The 17,198-nt window shown below is 63.3% G+C and carries 16 protein-coding genes; 9 read left to right on the forward strand and 7 right to left on the reverse strand.

Translation table 11 applies throughout. The features are described from left to right. The first annotated feature begins 35 nt into the window (after window positions 1-35). The 5 genes from NKH54_RS04420 to NKH54_RS04440 all read left to right on the forward strand — a co-directional run bounded on the left by NKH54_RS04420 (window position 36) and on the right by NKH54_RS04440 (window position 5,721). Window positions 36-1,040: an ABC transporter ATP-binding protein gene (locus tag NKH54_RS04420; protein ID WP_023689168.1), complete on the forward strand. Its 1,005-nt coding sequence runs from the start codon at window positions 36-38 to the stop codon at window positions 1,038-1,040. After that, window positions 1,037-1,804 carry an L-iditol 2-dehydrogenase gene (locus NKH54_RS04425; RefSeq protein ID WP_023736921.1) on the forward strand — a complete coding sequence of 256 codons (768 nt, stop codon included), beginning with the start codon at window positions 1,037-1,039 and terminating at the stop codon, window positions 1,802-1,804. The genes NKH54_RS04420 and NKH54_RS04425 overlap by 4 nt, the downstream gene beginning before the upstream one ends. 46 nt (window positions 1,805-1,850) lie before the next feature. After that, window positions 1,851-3,329 (forward strand): mannitol dehydrogenase family protein, encoded by a 1,479-nt coding sequence (locus tag NKH54_RS04430; RefSeq protein ID WP_023736920.1) that lies wholly within the window; start codon window positions 1,851-1,853, stop codon window positions 3,327-3,329. An 11-nt stretch (window positions 3,330-3,340) separates the two neighbouring features. Beyond that, on the forward strand, window positions 3,341-4,000 hold the full coding sequence (locus NKH54_RS04435) for an HAD family hydrolase (RefSeq protein WP_023736919.1): 660 nt from the start codon (window positions 3,341-3,343) through the stop codon (window positions 3,998-4,000). A 134-nt stretch (window positions 4,001-4,134) separates the two neighbouring features. Continuing rightward, window positions 4,135-5,721, forward strand: a complete 1,587-nt coding sequence (locus NKH54_RS04440) for an FGGY-family carbohydrate kinase (RefSeq protein WP_023755460.1) — start codon at window positions 4,135-4,137, stop codon at window positions 5,719-5,721. A 54-nt stretch (window positions 5,722-5,775) separates the two neighbouring features. On the opposite strand, the gene NKH54_RS04445 is transcribed toward NKH54_RS04440, so the two are convergent. From NKH54_RS04445 to NKH54_RS04475, 7 genes are all read right to left on the reverse strand, one after another. Beyond that, complete coding sequence (locus NKH54_RS04445; protein ID WP_023683585.1) at window positions 5,776-6,870, reverse strand: ABC transporter ATP-binding protein; 1,095 nt, start codon at window positions 6,868-6,870, stop codon at window positions 5,776-5,778. 2 nt (window positions 6,871-6,872) lie between these two features. Then, window positions 6,873-7,919 carry an NAD(P)-dependent alcohol dehydrogenase gene (locus tag NKH54_RS04450; protein WP_023683584.1) on the reverse strand — a complete coding sequence of 349 codons (1,047 nt, stop codon included), beginning with the start codon at window positions 7,917-7,919 and terminating at the stop codon, window positions 6,873-6,875. Between the two features lie 15 nt (window positions 7,920-7,934). Beyond that, window positions 7,935-8,747, reverse strand: coding sequence for a carbohydrate ABC transporter permease (locus NKH54_RS04455; RefSeq protein WP_023671259.1), 813 nt, complete (start codon window positions 8,745-8,747; stop codon window positions 7,935-7,937). Between the two features lie 11 nt (window positions 8,748-8,758). Then, window positions 8,759-9,625 (reverse strand): carbohydrate ABC transporter permease, encoded by an 867-nt coding sequence (locus NKH54_RS04460; protein WP_023707770.1) that lies wholly within the window; start codon window positions 9,623-9,625, stop codon window positions 8,759-8,761. Between the two features lie 96 nt (window positions 9,626-9,721). Continuing rightward, entirely contained in the window at window positions 9,722-10,993 is a 1,272-nt protein-coding gene (locus tag NKH54_RS04465; RefSeq protein ID WP_023693095.1) for an ABC transporter substrate-binding protein, read from the reverse strand. 228 nt (window positions 10,994-11,221) lie between these two features. Beyond that, entirely contained in the window at window positions 11,222-12,139 is a 918-nt protein-coding gene (locus NKH54_RS04470; protein ID WP_023750402.1) for an AraC family transcriptional regulator, read from the reverse strand. 94 nt (window positions 12,140-12,233) lie between these two features. Next, window positions 12,234-13,043, reverse strand: a complete 810-nt coding sequence (locus NKH54_RS04475) for a helix-turn-helix transcriptional regulator (protein ID WP_353027763.1) — start codon at window positions 13,041-13,043, stop codon at window positions 12,234-12,236. 113 nt (window positions 13,044-13,156) lie between these two features. On the opposite strand from NKH54_RS04475, the gene NKH54_RS04480 reads away from it, so the two are divergent. The 4 genes from NKH54_RS04480 to NKH54_RS04495 are packed head-to-tail and all read left to right on the forward strand — an operon-like array spanning window position 13,157 to window position 17,174. After that, window positions 13,157-14,293 (forward strand): ABC transporter ATP-binding protein, encoded by a 1,137-nt coding sequence (locus tag NKH54_RS04480; RefSeq protein WP_353027764.1) that lies wholly within the window; start codon window positions 13,157-13,159, stop codon window positions 14,291-14,293. Further along, window positions 14,274-15,437: an ABC transporter substrate-binding protein gene (locus NKH54_RS04485; protein WP_353027765.1), complete on the forward strand. Its 1,164-nt coding sequence runs from the start codon at window positions 14,274-14,276 to the stop codon at window positions 15,435-15,437. Before NKH54_RS04480 ends, NKH54_RS04485 begins: the two co-directional genes overlap by 20 nt. 34 nt (window positions 15,438-15,471) lie before the next feature. Further along, window positions 15,472-16,362, forward strand: coding sequence for an ABC transporter permease (locus NKH54_RS04490; protein WP_196813865.1), 891 nt, complete (start codon window positions 15,472-15,474; stop codon window positions 16,360-16,362). Further along, window positions 16,362-17,174: an ABC transporter permease gene (locus tag NKH54_RS04495; protein ID WP_352626433.1), complete on the forward strand. Its 813-nt coding sequence runs from the start codon at window positions 16,362-16,364 to the stop codon at window positions 17,172-17,174. Before NKH54_RS04490 ends, NKH54_RS04495 begins: the two co-directional genes overlap by 1 nt. Window positions 17,175-17,198: the final 24 nt, after the last annotated feature.

Genomic DNA, 17,198 nt, shown 5'->3' on the forward strand with positions numbered 1-17,198 from the left:
GCAATCCGGCCAAATAACCCCTCGGGGAGGAAACCATGGGAAACATCACGCTCAAGAACGTCTCCAAGCATTTCGGATCGACGGTCATCATTCCAGGCCTCGACCTCGTCATCGAGAATGGCGAGTTCGTCGTCTTCGTCGGGCCGTCGGGTTGCGGCAAGTCCACGTTGCTGCGCCTCATTGCCGGGCTCGAGGACACCAGCGGGGGCACCATCAACATCGATGGCCGTGACGTCACCGGCGAGGCGCCGGCCAAGCGCAAGCTGGCCATGGTATTCCAGTCCTATGCGCTCTATCCGCATATGACGGTGGCCAAGAACATCGGCTTCCCGCTGAAGATGGCGGGCGAGGATGTGGCGACGATCGACAAGAAGGTGAAGGACGCAGCCCGGGTCCTCAACCTCACCAACTATCTCGAACGCCGGCCCGGCCAGCTCTCCGGCGGCCAGCGGCAACGCGTCGCCATCGGCCGCGCCATCGTGCGCCAGCCCTCGGCCTTCCTGTTCGACGAGCCGCTGTCCAACCTCGATGCCGCACTGCGCGGCACCATGCGGCTCGAAATCAGCGAGCTCCACCATCAGCTCAAGACGACGATGGTCTACGTCACCCACGACCAGATCGAAGCCATGACCATGGCCGACAAGATCGTCGTGCTCAACGCCGGCAACATCGAACAGGTCGGCTCGCCGATGGAACTCTACAAGTCGCCGAAGAACCTGTTCGTGGCGGGCTTCATCGGTTCGCCGAAAATGAACCTGATCGAAGGTGCGCCGGCCGCCAAATACAATGCCAAGACCATCGGCATTCGTCCCGAGCATATGGGGATATCGACCACGGCGGGCGACTGGAAAGCCCTTGTCGGCGTCGCCGAGCATCTGGGCTCCGACACCTTCCTGCATGTCCAGGCCGACGGCGTCGGTCCGCTGACGGTACGCGCCGATGGCGAACTGGCCGTACGCCACGGCGACACCATCTACCTGACGCCCGACAAGGTCCGGATGCATCGCTTCGGCCCCGATGGAAAGGCGCTGACGCAGTGAGACTGACGGGCAAATCGGCGCTGATCACCGGATCCGCGCGCGGCATCGGCAGGGCTTTTGCCGAAGCCTATACGCGCGAGGGTGCCACGGTGGCCATTGCCGACATCAATCTGGCGGCTGCCGAAAAGACGGCCGCCGAGATTGGCGCCAACGCCTATCCGGTCAGGCTCGACGTCAGCGACCTTGCTTCGATCCAGGCGGCGGTCAAGGCGGTCGAAAAGACCGGCGGCCTCGACATACTGATCAACAATGCTGCCTTGTTCGACCTGGCGCCGATCGTCGAGATCACCAAAGCGAGCTACGACAAATTGTTCTCCGTCAACGTCGCCGGCACCTTGTTCATGCTGCAGGCAGCGGCGCGTTCGATGATCGCAAGGGGCAAGGGCGGCAAGATCATCAACATCGCCAGCCAGGCAGGACGCCGCGGCGAGCCGCTGGTCGCCGTCTATTGCGCCACCAAGGCCGCGGTGATTTCGCTGACCCAGTCCGCCGGGCTCGACCTGATCAAGCACCGCATCAACGTCAATGGCATCGCGCCCGGCGTCGTCGACAGCGATATGTGGGATGAGGTCGATGCGCTGTTTGCCAAATATGAGAACCGGCCGAAGGGCGAGAAGAAGCGGCTGGTCGGCGAGGGCGTGCCCTATGGCCGCATGGGCAAGCCGGAGGACCTGACCGGCATGGCGGTCTTCCTGGCCAGCGACGACGCCGAATACATCGTCGCCCAGACCTACAATGTCGATGGCGGCCAATGGATGAGTTGATGGGCCGGGATCACGAAGGCCGCAGCCCGGCCAAAAGGGTAAAAAAATGACCGTGAAACTCTCCTCCTCGATCCTCTCGGAACTCCCCGCCAAGGTCGCCGGTCCCAGATATGATCGCTCCAGGCTCAAACCCGGTATCGTCCATTTCGGCGTCGGCAATTTCCATCGCTCGCATCAGGCGGTCTACCTCGACGATCTCTTCAATTCAGGCATCGGCCATGACTGGGCGCTGGTCGGCGCCGGGGTCTTCGAGGGCGAAAAAATCGGCCGTTCCAAGCTGCAGGAGCAGGACTGGCTGACCACCGTGGTCGAGCAGGATTCCGACCATATGAGCGCCCGCGTCACCGGCGTTATGATCGACTTCCTGACGCCCGGCGATGCCGATGCCATCATCGACCAGCTCGCCGATCCGGCGATCAAGATCGTCTCGCTGACCATCACGGAAGGCGGTTATTTCATCGATCCGGCCTCCGGCAAGTTCAACCCGACCCACCCCGACATCGTCGCCGACGCACAGGCAGGCACGACGCCGAAGACGGTGTTCGGCCTCATCCTTGCGGGCCTGATACGCCGCCGGGCCGACGGCATCGTGCCGTTCACCGTCATGTCCTGCGACAACATCCCTCACAATGGCCATGTCACCTCGGATGGCGTCATCGGCCTCGCCCGGCTGATCGATGAGGATCTGGCAAACTGGGTCAGCGACAATGTCGCCTTTCCCAACGGCATGGTCGACCGCATCACCCCCGCCACCTCCGACCGCGAGCGCGGCATTCTCGCCACCGAGTTCGGCCTTGAGGACAACTGGCCGGTGTTCTGCGAGCCGTTCAGGCAATGGGTGCTGGAGGATCATTTCACCGACGGCCGCCCGCCGCTGGAAAAGGTCGGTGTGCAATTCGTGAGGGATGTCGCGCCCTATGAGCTGATGAAGATCCGCATCCTCAATGGCGGTCATGCCACGATCGCTTATCCCGCAGGGTTGATGGACATCCATTTCGTCCATGAGGCGATGCAGGAGCCGCTGGTGCGCGGCTTCCTCGCCAAGCTCGAGCATGACGAGATCATCCCGACCGTGCCGCCGGTGCCGGACACCGTGCTGGAGGATTATTACCAACTCATCGAGCACCGCTTTTCCAACCCGAAGATCGGCGACACCATCCGTCGGCTTTGCCTCGACGGTTCCAACCGGCAGCCGAAATTCATCATCCCGACCATTGCCGACCGGCTGAAGGCCAGCAAAGGCGTCGCGGGTCTGGCGCTCGAGTCGGCGCTGTGGTGCCGCTACTGTTTCGGCACCACCGACAGCGGCGCGGTCATCGAGGCCAACGACCCGAGCTGGGACCGGCTGCAGGCAAGCGCGAAGGCGGCGAAGGACAGGCCCGGTGCCTGGCTTGCGATGGAGGATATCTATGGCGGTGTCGGCCGCTCGGCGCCGTTCGCCGAGGCCTTTGCCCATGCGCTCAACGTCTTGTGGGCGAATGGCACGCGCGCGACGCTGACGCGCTACATCTCCGGCAAGCTCTGACGCCAGCCGCAATGACGCCCGAACTGGTCATCTTCGACTGTGACGGCGTGCTGGTCGACAGCGAGGCGCTGTCGGTTTCGGCTCTGCTCGGCATGATCTCTGCCGCCGGGGGCTCGGTCAGCGAAGATACCGCCTACGAGCATTTCCTCGGCAAGAGCATGAAGAGCGTGCGCGAGATACTTCTTCGCGATTTCACCATCGACATCACCGACGTGCATCTTACCGACATGCGGGTCGAACTGATGCGCAAATTCCGCGAGGAGCTGAAGCCGATTCCCGGCATCGGCGACATCCTGCCGAGGCTGGGCGTGCCCTGCTGCGTCGCGTCCTCCGGCACGCTCGACCGGATACGCTACGCGCTCGACGTCACCGGTCTGCTCGGCCTGCTCGAGCCGCATCTGTTCAGCGCCGCCATGGTCGCGCGCGGCAAGCCGGCGCCGGATCTTTTTCTCCATGCCGCCGCCGCCATGGGCGCGCATCCCGGTAATTGCATCGTAATCGAGGACAGCCCGGCTGGCATATCAGCGGCGCGTGCGGCCGGCATGCGCGTCTTTGCTTTCACCGGCGGTTCGCACGCCGGCAACCCGGCCTTGAAAGCGCGGCTTGCGTCGAGTGAACCGGACTTTATATTCGCGGACATGCTGCAATTGCCCGATCTGATTGCAGGCTAGAGCATGATGCCGAAAAGTGTGAAGCGGTTTTCGGACGACATCATGCTCTACTTCTTTGATTTAGAGACGGATTCAGATTTCGGGTCGAACAGACCTGAAATCATCCGGCTCTAGGGAGCGAGAGTAAAAGCATCTTGACGAAAAGCTTCGTTTGCGCGGTCGATGTCGGCACCGGGAGCGCCCGCGCGGGCATTCTCGATACGTCAGGCACCTTGCTCGGCCGCGCCGAGCATCCGATCGTCATGAACCAGCCGAAGGCCGATCACGCCGAGCACAATTCGCAGGATATCTGGTCGGCGGTCTGCATCGCGGTGCGTGCCGCGCGCGAAAAGGCCGGTGTGTCAGCCGACGATATTGTCGGCATGTCGTTCGACGCCACCTGCTCGCTGGTGGTGCTGGACAGGAATGCCGGCCAGCTCAGCGTCTCGGTGACGGGCGAACGGCGCTGGGACACCATCGTCTGGCTCGACCATCGCGCCATCGCCGAGGCAGATGAATGCACCGATAGCGGCCACGCCGTACTCGACTATATCGGTGGCGTCATGTCGCCGGAAATGGCGACGCCGAAGCTGATGTGGCTGAAGCGCAATCTGCCGGGAACTTGGCATGAAGCCGGCTACCTATTCGACCTCACCGATTTCCTGACCTGGAAGGCGACCGGGTCGCTGGCGCGCTCGCAATGCACGCTGACCGCCAAATGGACCTATCTGGCGCATGAGGAAACCGGCTGGCGCCGTGACTTCTTCGACAGGGTCGGGCTTGGCGATCTGTTCGAACACGGCAGCCTGCCGGAGAAGGCAAGTGCTGTCGGCGCAGACATCGGCACGCTCACCCCTGAAGCGGCGGCGGAGTTGGGCTTGAGCGAAAACTGTCGGGTCGGCGCCGGCGTCATCGATGCCTATGCCGGCGCGCTTGGCGTGCTCGGCGGCTTTGCTGGCGACGAGCAGAATATCGGCCGCCATCTGGCATTGATCGCCGGCACCTCGTCCTGCGTCATGGCCATGTCGCCCGATCCGCAGCCTTTCGCCGGCGTCTGGGGTCCATACTATGGCGCCGCACTGCCAAAACTCTGGCTGTCGGAAGGCGGCCAGTCGGCGACCGGTGCGCTGCTCGACCATATCATCCGCTGGCACGGCGCCGGCGGCGAGCCGGACGCGGCCATGCATGCAAAAATCGCCAGGCGCGTCGCCGAACTGCGCAGCACCGAAGGTGACAAGCTGGCGGCAAGGCTGCATGTGCTGCCGGATTTCCATGGCAACCGCTCGCCGCTTGCCGATCCGCATGCGGTCGGTGTGGTCAGCGGGCTGACGCTGGATTCCTCCTTCGACAGTCTGTGCAAGCTGTATTGGCGCACCGCCGTCGGCATCGCGCTCGGCGTGCGCCATGTGCTGGAGGCGCTGAACGAGAACGGCTATCTCATAGACACGCTGCATGTCACCGGCGGCCACACCAAGAACCCGTTGCTGATGGAGCTCTATGCCGACGCCACCGGCTGCGCGGTGATCGAGCCGCTGGCCGACGAAGCCGTTCTGCTCGGCACCGGCATGGTCGCCGCCACCGCGGCCGGTCTGTTCCCGGACCTGAATGCCGCTTGCGTCGCCATGCAGCAAGGCGGCAGGGCGCGCACCTCGAACCCGGCCGCGTCAGGCCGCTTCGACCGCGACTACAAGATTTTCCTCGAAATGCACCGCCAGCGGCAGGAGCTCGACGCCATCAGCTAGAGCAATTCCAGGAAAAATGTGAAACGGTTTTCCGTCCGGAATTGCGTACCAAATCTAGGCCTCCTCTCGCCGGCGCAAGGATGCGCCGGTCGCCGCGTCGAACAGATGCACGCTCTCCTCCTCGAATGTGTAGCGCACAGGCGCGCGCAACCCCGGGCATTCGCGGGCCGATACCAATGCGCCGACCTCCTTGCCGCCGCAGGCGAACGTCACCAGCGCGTCATTGCCATGGAACTCGATGAGGTCGGCGGTGCCTTGCAGAAGATTGATGCTCTGAGCGCCGGCGGTCTTCAGGTCCGGCGGTCGGATTCCAAGCACGGCGCGCTGGACGCCGCGTAGATCGAAGCCCGAGCCTTCTATGGAGAAGCTCGAGCCGCCGCCTGTCAGCGTCCAGCGTTCGTCCTTCCGCCCGACGGCCACGTCGATGAAATTCATGTTCGGCGTACCGATGAAGCCGGCGACGAACAGATTGCCCGGCTGGCGATAGATCTCCGCAGGCGAGCCGATCTGTTCGATAACGCCATCCCTGAGCAGCACGATCCGGTCGGCCAGCGTCATCGCTTCCAACTGATCGTGGGTGACATAGACGGTGGTGGTCTTCAGCGACTGATGCAGCCGGGCGATCTCGACCCGCATGTGGTTGCGCAGCTTGGCATCTAGATTGGACAGCGGCTCGTCGAACAGGAACACTTTCGGCGTCTTGATCATGGCGCGCGCAATCGCCACGCGCTGCTGCTGGCCGCCGGAAAGTTCGGTCGGCTTGCGGGCGAGGTAAGGTTCGAGGCCGAGCGTCGTTGCCACCGCCTCGACCCGCTTCCGGATCTCGGCCGGGGGCACTTTCTGTCGCTTGAGCCCAAAGGCGATGTTGTCGAAGATCGTCATATGCGGGTAGAGCGCATAGTTCTGGAAAACCATGGCAATGCCGCGCTCGCCGGGCTCGAGATCGTTGACCACTTTGCCGCCGATCGACACTTCCCCGCCGCTGATATCCTCCAGTCCGGCCAGCATCCTGAGCAAGGTCGACTTGCCGCAGCCGGACGGGCCGAGGAATACGACGAATTCGTGCTCCTCGATCGAGAGATTGAGGTCGCGGATGACGGTGGTGGCGCCGTAAGCCTTGTCGACATGGGAGCAAACGATCGCGGACATGGTCAGCCCTTCTCGCCGGTAAGAAGGATTTGCAGCTTGACGTCTTGCGGCTTGCCTTGCGCCGCCCGCTCGAAGGCCTCGATGCTGTCCGAGAAATCATAAGTGCCGGTGATCAGCGGCTTGAGGTCGACCTTCCCCGAGGCGATCAGCTGCAGCGCGCGGTCGAAGATGTTGGCGTAACGGAACACCGTCTCGATGCGCACTTCCTTGGAGATCGCCGCCGGAACGTTGAGGCTGACCGGTTCGACCGGCAGTCCGACCAGCACCACCGCGCCGCCCGGCCGCACGACATCGAACAGGTCGGCGAATGCCTTCGGGCTGCCGCTCGCCTCGAACACGATATCCGCGCCCCAATTGTCGGTCGCGGCGGAGACTGCGTCGACCAGCGATTGCTCACCTATATTGACCGGCACGATGCCGGGATATTGCGCGGCAATCTTGAGCTTGGGTGCGGAAAAATCGGAGATCAGCACCTTCGAGCAGCCGCCGGCCAGCGCCGCCAGCGCGATCATGATGCCGATCGGGCCGCAGCCGACGACGACGGCGACGTCGCCAGGCACGATGCGGGCGCGGCTCGCCGCCTGCATGCCGATAGCAAAGGGTTCGACCATCGCGCCTTCGGCGAAGGTGACATTGTCCGGCAGTCTGTAGGTGAAGGCGGCCGGGTGCACGGCATAGGGCGCCAGCACGCCATGCACCGGCGGTGTCGCCCAGAAGCTGACATCGGGATCGACATTATAGATGCCGAGCCTCGTCGCGCGCGACGACAGGTTCGGCACGCCCGGCTCCATGCAGACGCGGTCGCCGACCTTCAGCGTGCCGACATTGGCGCCGATCTCAACGATCGTTCCCGCGGCTTCGTGGCCGAGCACCATCGGGGCCCGCACGACATAGCTGCCGATCGCGCCATGGGTGTAATAGTGCACGTCGCTGCCGCAGACGCCGACCGTGTGGATGGCGATCTTGACATCGCCCGGTCCGACGTCGAGCGGCAGCGCGATCTCGCGCAGCGACAGTTCGCCTTTTTTCTCAAGCACCAGTGCCCGCATAGGTAAGTCCTCGCATCAAGTCTTTTTTTGCCGGAAAACGGAATTCAGGAAGCCGCTGAGCACGCCGAGGAACAGCAGCGGCGGTAGCGACAACAGCACGACCGAGGCGTTGAGGATTCCCCACGGCACGTTCATGCCTTGCTGTGAAAGTTCGGAAGCGACGATCGGCAATGTCTTGGCGTTGGAACTGGACAGCATCAGCGCGATCAGGAATTCGTTCCACACCAGCACGAAGCTGAAGGCGACGGCGCCGATCAGCGAGCGCGCCGCTACCGGCAGCGCAATGCGCCAGAACACCGAGTAAGCGCCGTAGCCGTCGACGAAAGCGGCTTCCTCGATTTCCTTCGGCACGGCCTGGAAGGCGGGAATGGCGAGCCACATGATCACCGAGATGGTGAGCAGCGAATAGGTGACGATCAGCGCCGGCAAGGTGTCGTAGAGCCCGATCTGCAGCCAGATCACCATCAGCGGAATGGCGACTGCCACCGGGGGCAGGAAGCGCAGCGACAACACGAAGAACTGGATGTCGCCAGCGAAGCGATTGGGATAGCGCGCCACCGCATAGGCTGCCGGAAGGCCGAGCATGACGCCGATCAGCACGGCGACGCCGCAGGAAATGACCGAGTTATAGAGACCAGTCATGACGCTGTCGCGGCCGATGATGTAGCTGATATTGTCGAAGGTCGGGGTAAACACCAGGCGCGGCACGCGGGTGATGATGTCGACATTGTTCTTCAGCGAATTGACCGCCGTCCAGGCGAGCGGAAACACCGCCATGAAGCCGGCGAAGGCCAGGATGATCTTGCCGATGAGGCGGCCCGGTCTCATGCGATACGGCCTCATGCCTGCACCCGCTTCCACAGCATGGTGAAGGTGATGACAGTCGCGATCATCATCAGCACCGCCATGGCCGAGGCATAGGACACCTTGCCGGATTCGATGAAGCCTTGCGAGAAGGCGTACATGTCGAGCGTCTCGGTCGCCACGCCCGGCCCGCCGCGCGTCATCACATAAATCAGGTCGAAGGAGCGCAGCGATTCGATCATCTTGACGAACATCAGGCTGATCAGCGGCGCCTTCAGCATAGGCAAGGTCACATAGGCATGGATCTGCCAGCGTTTGGCGTGGTCGAGCCGCGCCGCTTCGATCGGCTGCGGCGGCAAGGTCTCCAGAAGCTTCAGCACGATGACCGCGAAGAACAGTCCCCACTGCCAGACATCGACCGAGGCGACGGCAAACAGGGCCGTCGCTGGCTTCGAAAGCGGGTCGAAGATCAGCCCGCCGGTGATCAGCCGGTAGGGGTAGGTGGCGATGCCGTAGAGCGGATGATAGGCGAACTTCCACACGAAAGCCGCCGACACGCGCGGCAACAGCACCGGGATGATGAACAGCAGGCAGTAGATGTTGCGCAGCCGCGGCGACGCCACTTCGAACATCAGCACGCCGAGCCCGATGGCCACCATCATCGTTGCCACGACGGTGACGATTTCCCACTTCACCGAAACCCAGACCGCGTTGAGGAAACGCCGGTCGGCGAACAGGTCGATGAAGTTCGACAACCAGACCCAGGAATAGTCCGAGGAACTCAGCTCGCGGTTCTGCAGGGCGATGACGATGGCGTAGAGCGTCGGCACCATCGACAGCACCAGAAGAATGGCGAGCGTCGGAACCAGAAACGTCACGGGCAGGGAAGAGCGTCGGCGCATGGCCTATCCTCGGGCTGTGCCTTTTTGGAGAGACCCGCGGCGCACAGTCCCGGCATCCAGTCGAATGCCCCGGACCGCGCGCCGCGGACGGGAGGATTACTTCTTCTTCACCAGCTCGTTGGCGTAGGCCTCGAGTTCGTCGAGGCCGCCCTTGACGTCGGTGCGCGTGCCGGTGACCAGCTCTTCCAGGATGATGCCCCAGCGGTCGCCGAGATCCGGCCAGCGCGGATCCTGCCAGAAGTTCACCGCCGTCACCTTGCCGGTATCGGCAAGCGCCTGGCCGAGATCGGCGCCGTAAATGTCGGCGAACTCCTTGCTGGACAGCACGCTGGTGCGGTTGAGCTCGCCGAATTGGTGCGCGTCGAGCCGGCGCTTCTCGTTCTCCTTCGACGTCGCCCAGGCGATGAACAGGCCGGCGCATTGCTTCGCGGCGTCATCGGCATTGGCCTTGGCGGCGATGGCGAGGCCGTGGCCGTAGCCGCCGCCGGTCAGTGGCGAGGGCGGCGGCAGGAAGCCGATCTTGCCGACCACTTGCGAGGTCTTCGGGTCGACCGCCATGCCCGACAGCGGCGTCGATTCGACCAAGATGGCAACCTGGCCCGACAGGAAGGCGCCGGTCGATTCATCCCAGCTGCCGGTCTGCGTGCCGGGCGCTGAATCCTTGAACAGTTTAAGATAGGTCTCGGTTGCTTTGACCGCGGCCTCGGAGTTGAAAGCCGGCTTGTCACCGTCGAACCATTTTCCGCCATAGGCCTTGAAGAACGGCATCCAGCGCCAGACATTGGCGCCCGAGCCACGCGCGCCGCGCAGCGCGATGCCGTACATGCCCTTGTCGGGATCGGTCAGCTTCGGCACGTCGGCGATCAACTCGTCCAGCGTCTTCGGCGGCTGGATGCCGGCGGCTTCCAGAATGTCCTTGCGGTAGACCATCAGGTCGCCGCCGCCGGTCAGCGGCGCGAACCACACCTTGCCGTCATAGGTGGCGACCTTCTGCCGGCCCGGGTCGAAATCGGCGTAGTCGTAGTCAGCCGGGTAATAGTCGGTGAGCGGCACGATCCATTTCGACGAGGCGAACAGCGCCACATTGGCTTCGTCGACATAGTAGACGTTGTAGTTGCCCACCGTGGACGCATCGGCGCGCGATTTTGCCCGGCGGTCGTTCTCGTTGAGATAGTCGATCTGGAAGCTGGCGCCGGCCAGTTTCTGGAACTCGTCCTTGGACGCCTCCAGCAGCGTCAGCCCGTCACGCGGTTGCGCCAGCACCTTGACCGGCGCCGAGCAGACCGGCGCCGCCAGCGCCATGGTCGAGAGGGTCGTGGTAAGCATGAAAGCTGCGCTTATGCTCGCAGCGAGCCGAATTGGTTTCATTGATTTTCTCCTCCAGGAACAGTCGCAGGAAGCGGAAGTCTTCGGTTGCGCGATCCTCGCCATCGCCCGAGCGACAAGCCACCCATCGCCAAAATGAGGAGTTGCTAAAGGCCGCGCTAGAAGCCCCGTTGCAGCACACCTGTACTTTTATGCATTGTGCGCTGCAAATCCGGCCCGCCTGCACGACCTCTGTCACATGAGTACCGATGGAGTGAGGAAGGCCGGTTTTCAGGCGCGCATCGTCATCCGCTGCTTCGACAGCTTGCGGTAGGATGACGGCGTCATCCGGTGCTTGCGCAGGAAGGCGCGGTTGAAGTTGGAGATGTTCATGTAGCCGACCTGGAAGCAGATGTCGGTGATCGGAGTATCGGTGTCCGCCAGCAGCTTGCAGGCTTGCCAGAGCCGGAGCTTGGCGATGTGGTCGCTGAAACTGTTGCCGGTGTTCTTCTGGAAGAAGCGCGAAAACGTGCTTTCGCTCATCCCCGCCAGCTCCGCCGCCTCCGGCAGCTTCAGGTCCTCGGCGAAGTGCTGGAAGAGATAGGTCAGCGTGCGCTGGATGATGTCCAGCGAGGTTGCGTCGAGCGCGGGTGAGAAATCCGGCGAGGACAAAAGCTCGTATTCGTCTGTCCTGGCCAGCAGATCGACCAGTTCGAGGAAGAGGCAAAACCGGGCGAGCCCGTGCACGGTGCCCATCCGTTCCATCAGCGCAGCGCCGTCGAGCGCGGCGCGGCCATGGAAGACGATGCCGCGCAGCGATCGCTCCAGGAACGGTTCCAGTTCGCGCAGCTCCGGCAGCAGTCCCGCCGAGCCGCGCAGCCGCTGCGGATCGAATTGCAGCACGATGTCGCGTCCTTCGATCAGCTCGCCGGGTTGCACCGATGTCACCCAGTCATGCGGCAGCCCGCCGCCGACGATGCTCAGGTAGCCCGGCCCGAATTCGCCGATGTGATCGCCGACCAGCGCGACCCCGGAAGACTTCCTCAGGAGATGGATCTCGTATTCCGGATGAAAATTCCAGACATTGCGCTCCCAGGGATAGTCGTCGAGCCGCCACAGGAAACTGTCGCTCGCCTCGGTGACGATGTGCTCGAAAGCCGGCACCGTGCGAGGGATCGCGGCCGTGTTCTTTCTGCGCCTGAATGCCATCGTCTGCTCTCCGGGGCGTATGAGGAAGCGACTGGTTTCGGGTAATCCGTAGCAGTCTGTCGCCCGCAAGTGAACGATGTCTGCCTCAGCGATTTCAACGCCGGCTCTCGATGATCTCAATGAAGCGGGCGAACAGCCCGGCTTGGGATTTGATGCCGAGTTTGCGGTGGATGTTGCGGCGGTGAACCTTCACCGTTCCCGGCACGATGCGCATGGCTCTTGCGACCGACTCGGTGGAATGCCCCTGCAGCACCAGATCGACGACATGCTTTTCGCGCGGGGTCAGCGACAGGCTTTCCCAAATGTGTGCGCGGTCGAACTCGTTGACTGCGGCGATCGTCTCGCCCTGCTCCGCTTCGTCCTGCTCCTCGGCCGAAAGTGCGGGCCAGCGCAACCGGGCGAAGTTGATGACCGCCGGCGCCATGTCGCGCAGCAGCCTGGCATCGGCGGTGCCGAAGGGACCCGAGGCGTGCAATCGCATCAGCGACAGCACCAGCGCATCCTTGCCGGGCAGCGGCACGAAGAAGCCGACCTCCTCGGCCAGCCTTGTCTGGCTATAGTAGGTGCGAAAATACTCGCTGGCATAGAAGCGGTCGGGCGCCAGTTCGCGCATGCGCCAGAACCCCTCCTTGCGCTCCACCGCCGCGTGATGAAATGGGTCGAGCAGATAAGGTCCTTCCTGATAGAGCGTGACGAAGACATGGCTCTCGGCCGGCGAGAAGGTTTCGAACAGCAGCGGCGGTCGCGATGCGCCGCGATAGCCGAAGATAACGCAGTGGTCGAAGCTGACATGCTGGCTCAGCCAATCGACCATTGCCTGGCCGAACATTTCGCCGCTGGTCTCTCGCGTTGCCGCGACAAGGGCTGCGAGCCGGCTGTATTCGTCGCTGCGGGACGCACTCAACCTATACCCCCTCAAACGAGAAAATAGATCAGATATACCACCTGCGAGGTATATACTAGCCGCCATTGGCTCTGGTAGCGTCCTGAAATAGCCCTGTTGCTGGAGCCAGCACTTTGACCGCAGTGCCCGACATCGAGTTTCGCGGCGTCACCAAGCGCTATGGCGCCGTGACCGCTGTCAGCGGCATCGATCTGGCTGTGCCGCCCTCCGCCTTTGTCGCCCTTCTCGGACCGTCCGGCTGCGGCAAGACCACATGCCTGCGCATGATCGGCGGCTTCGAGCAGCCGAGCGAAGGCCAGGTGTTCATCCGCGGCCAAGACATGGCCGGCACACCGCCCTATCGCCGCCCGGTCAACATGGTGTTCCAGCAATATGCGCTGTTTCCGCACCTCGATGTCCAAGCCAATGTATCCTACGGGCTGCGCCAGGCACGGCCACGCCTGTCGTCGCAGGAAATCGGCCGGCGCGCCGGCGAGGCGCTCGAAATGGTGCGGCTCGCCGGCTATGGCCGCCGCAAGATCCACGAACTCTCCGGCGGCCAGCAGCAGCGCGTCGCGCTGGCGCGCGCACTGGTCAACAAGCCGGCCGTGCTGTTGCTCGACGAGCCGCTGGCGGCGCTCGACAAGAAACTGCGCACCGATATGCAGATCGAGTTGCAGAACCTGCAGCGCGAGATCGGCATCACCTTCGTGCTGGTCACCCACGACCAGGAGGAAGCGCTGTCGATGAGCGACTTCGTCTGCGTCATGAATGGCGGCCGCATCGTACAGCTCGGCCAGCCGAGCGAGATCTATGACGAGCCGGCCGACCTGTTCGTCGCCGACTTCGTCGGCAAGACCAATCTGTTGAGCGGCAAGGTTGCCGGGCATACAGGCGATCTTGTCAATGTGGCGCTGACGGACGGAACCGTCATTGCCGCGCGCAAACGAACCGCCTTGCAGCAGGGCGAGACCGTTTCTGTCAGCCTGCGTCCTGAATCGCTAAGCCTCGGCTCCACCAAAGGCAGCCCTTTCAAGGGCATCGTGCGCAACCGGATCTTCTTGGGCTCGACGGCGGAATACGCCATCGAGGTGCAGGGCATCGGAACGCTGCTGGCCAAGGCCGACCATGTGATCGGCCATGGCAATCTCTTCAAGCCGGGCGAACCCGTCGCCATCGGCTTTGCCTCTGGGACGCCGCTGGCGTTTCCGGAGAACAAGAACAACGGGACCAACCAGAGGGTAGCAAAAAATGTCGAAATCATATCGTGACGGACTGCCGATTAGCCCCGAGAACTTCGTCGACCAGCTGATGCGCCTGAAGCGCGGCTCGATCGGCCGCCGCGATTTCCTCGGCATCACCGGCCTGGGCATCGCAACCGCGGTGATGGCGCGCGAGCTCGGCATCATGCCGACGCCGGCCTTCGCCGCCGAAAACCTCGGCGACCGCATGTCGATCGCCACCTGGCCGAACTATCACGACCCGCAGACCTTCGAGAATTTCAAGAAGGACACCGGCGTCGCCGTCGAGGTCAACGTCTTCGGCTCCAATGAGGAGATGCTTGCCAAGCTGCAGGCCGGCGCCTCGGGCTGGAGCCTGTTCGTGCCGACCAACTACACGATCTCGACCTACAAGAAACTCGGCATCATCGATCCGCTCGACATGGCCAAGCTGCCGAATTTCGACGGCTCCCAGGAGGACCCGCGCTTCACCTCGGAAGGCACGATCGACGGCACGACCTACGCGGTGCCGAAGAACTGGGGCACCACCGGCTTCGCCGTCAACACCAAGAAGCTGGCCAAGCCGATGACGAGCTGGAAGGAGTTCTGGGACATCGCCATGGCTGAGGGCGATGGCCGCACCATGGTGCATGACTACCAGCTGACCACCATCGGCAACGCGCTGAAATATTACGGTTATTCCTTCAACTCGCTGAAGCAGGACGAGCTCGCCAAGGCCGAGGAGCTGCTGCTCAAGGTCAAGCCGCATCTGTTCGCGGTCTCGTCCGACTACCAGCCGGGAATGCGGGCGGGCGACGCCTGGATGACCATGTGCTGGACGAATGACGGCGCGCAGTTGCATCGCGATATCCCGGAGATCGCCTACGTGCTGGGCAAGGAGGGCGGCGAAATCTGGACCGATTTCTACGCCATCCCGAAGGACGCGCCGAACAAGCCGGCCGGCTATGCCTTGCTTAACTATCTGATGACCCCTGAGGTCGCGGTGAAGGAGCATCTCGCCAATGGCGCGCCCTCGACCGACGCACGCGTCAACAAGCTGTTGCCCAAGGAAGTGCTCGACAATCCGATCCTCTATCCGGCGGCGGACCTGTTAACGCCGCTGGAATTCGGTGCAGCGGCGACGCTGACCGATCCCGGCCGCGCCGAGCTGATGGCGCGCTTCAAGTCGGCCTGATGCCGACCTGACGCAAACGGAAACCGGTGGGCCTATGTCCGCCGGCATCGGGGCGGTTTCCATGCACGGCAACAGATTTCGGTATAACATCCTGACAGCGCTGCTGCTCGCTCCGGCTACAGCGTGGCTGGTGGTGTTTCTGGTGTTGCCGTTCGTCGCCATTGCCGTGTTCAGCGTCGGCGAGCGGGCGCCGGAGGGCGGCTACCAGGCCGCCTTCACGCTGGCGCAATATGCCAACCTCCCGGCGCGGGCGACTGCCTTCTGGAACACGATGATGCTGGCGCCGGTGGGCGCGCTTGCCTGCCTGCTCGTCGCCTACCCCGTCGCCTACTACCTTGCCCTGAAGGCGCCGCAACGCTGGCGGCTGATCCTGCTTGCGCTCGTCGTCATTCCGTTCTGGACCAGCCTTTTGATGCGTACCTATGCCTGGATGTACATTCTGGGCGGACGCGGCATTCCCGCGCTGCTGGCCTTTGTCGGTATCGAGGATGTCAGGCTGATCAACACGCCGGGCGCCGTGCTGCTCGGCATCGTCTATGGCTATCTGCCGCTGATGATCCTGCCGATCTATGTCAGTCTCGAGCGGCTCGACCGAAGGCTGCTGGAAGCCTCCGCCGATCTCGGCGCGACCCCGCTCTCAACCTTTCTGGGGGTGACGCTGAAGCTGTCGCTGCCGGGCGTCATGACCGGCTTCTCACTGGTCATGATCCTGCTGCTTGGCGAATACCTGATCCCGACGCTGCTTGGCGGCGGCAAGGTGTTCTTCATAGGCAATGCGCTGGTCGACCTGTTCCTGCAGTCGCGCAACTGGCCGTTCGGATCGGCCATCGCCATCACGCTGGTGGCGGTTTCGGTGGTGGTGCTGATCGCGGCAAACCGTATCTCGACACGGGTGTCGGGCGCCCGCAGGGTGGATCTGATCTGATGCGCGCCTTCGTCACCGCCGTCTTCGCCTTTCTCTATCTGCCGATCGCGCTGGTCGTGCTGTTTTCCTTCAACGCCGGCCGCCATGCCAGCGAGTTCACCGGCTTTTCGGTGCAGTGGTACGGCACGGCGCTGTCGAACCCGTTCCTGGTCGAGGCGTTGAAGAACAGCCTGTTCATCGCCACCACCAGCGCCCTTCTGGCGGCGGTGTGCGGCACGGCGGCGGCACTCGGCCTGGCGCGGGTGGGGCTCAGAACCCGCGCCGTCTTCGACGCGCTGATGGGTGCCGCGATCGTCGTTCCCGGCGTCGTCATCGGCATCTCGACGCTCGTCGCGCTGGTCCAGTTGTTTGGCGTGCTCAACCCGTTCCTCGCCTCGATCTGGCCAAACGACCAGCCGCCACGCCTGTCGCTCGGCTATGGATCGATCATCGCCGCGCATGGCCTGTTTTCGATGGCGCTGGTAACGATGATTGTCGGCACGCGTCTCGCCAGCCTCGACCGCAACCTGGTCGAGGCCTCGAGCGATCTCTACGCCACGCCGCTGACGACGTTTCGCTCGATCGTGCTGCCGCAGATCATGCCGGCGATGATCGCCGGCTTCCTGCTCGCCTTCACCTTCTCCTTCGACGATTTCATCGTCGCCTTCTTCGTCGCCGGCGCGCAGACGACGCTGCCGATCTATGTCTTCGCCTCGATCCGGCGCGGCGTGACGCCGGAAATCAACGCCATCGCCACCATCGTGCTCGTCGCCTCGGTTCTTCTGGTGGTGCTTGCCCAATGGCAGCTGCGCCAGCGCCAGCCGTCAAACTGAACAAGCCATCCAGCTGAAAGACAA

This window comes from Mesorhizobium sp. M1004 (genome assembly GCF_040318795.1).
Lineage (GTDB): Bacteria > Pseudomonadota > Alphaproteobacteria > Rhizobiales > Rhizobiaceae > Mesorhizobium.

Excerpts from the sequence above, each read along its gene's own strand:
- NKH54_RS04430 (WP_023736920.1), top strand. The coding sequence starts at position 1,851 with ATGACCGTGAAACTCTCCTCCTCGATCCTCTCGGAACTCCCCGCCAAG.
- NKH54_RS04460 (WP_023707770.1), bottom strand. The coding sequence starts at position 9,625 with ATGCGCCGACGCTCTTCCCTGCCCGTGACGTTTCTGGTTCCGACGCTC.
- NKH54_RS04490 (WP_196813865.1), top strand. The coding sequence starts at position 15,472 with ATGTCCGCCGGCATCGGGGCGGTTTCCATGCACGGCAACAGATTTCGG.
- NKH54_RS04485 (WP_353027765.1), top strand. The coding sequence starts at position 14,274 with ATGTCGAAATCATATCGTGACGGACTGCCGATTAGCCCCGAGAACTTC.
- NKH54_RS04470 (WP_023750402.1), bottom strand. The coding sequence starts at position 12,139 with ATGGCATTCAGGCGCAGAAAGAACACGGCCGCGATCCCTCGCACGGTG.
- NKH54_RS04465 (WP_023693095.1), bottom strand. The coding sequence starts at position 10,993 with ATGAAACCAATTCGGCTCGCTGCGAGCATAAGCGCAGCTTTCATGCTT.
- NKH54_RS04435 (WP_023736919.1), top strand. The coding sequence starts at position 3,341 with ATGACGCCCGAACTGGTCATCTTCGACTGTGACGGCGTGCTGGTCGAC.
- NKH54_RS04445 (WP_023683585.1), bottom strand. The coding sequence starts at position 6,870 with ATGTCCGCGATCGTTTGCTCCCATGTCGACAAGGCTTACGGCGCCACC.
- NKH54_RS04455 (WP_023671259.1), bottom strand. The coding sequence starts at position 8,747 with ATGAGACCGGGCCGCCTCATCGGCAAGATCATCCTGGCCTTCGCCGGC.
- NKH54_RS04495 (WP_352626433.1), top strand. The coding sequence starts at position 16,362 with ATGCGCGCCTTCGTCACCGCCGTCTTCGCCTTTCTCTATCTGCCGATC.
- NKH54_RS04420 (WP_023689168.1), top strand. The coding sequence starts at position 36 with ATGGGAAACATCACGCTCAAGAACGTCTCCAAGCATTTCGGATCGACG.
- NKH54_RS04450 (WP_023683584.1), bottom strand. The coding sequence starts at position 7,919 with ATGCGGGCACTGGTGCTTGAGAAAAAAGGCGAACTGTCGCTGCGCGAG.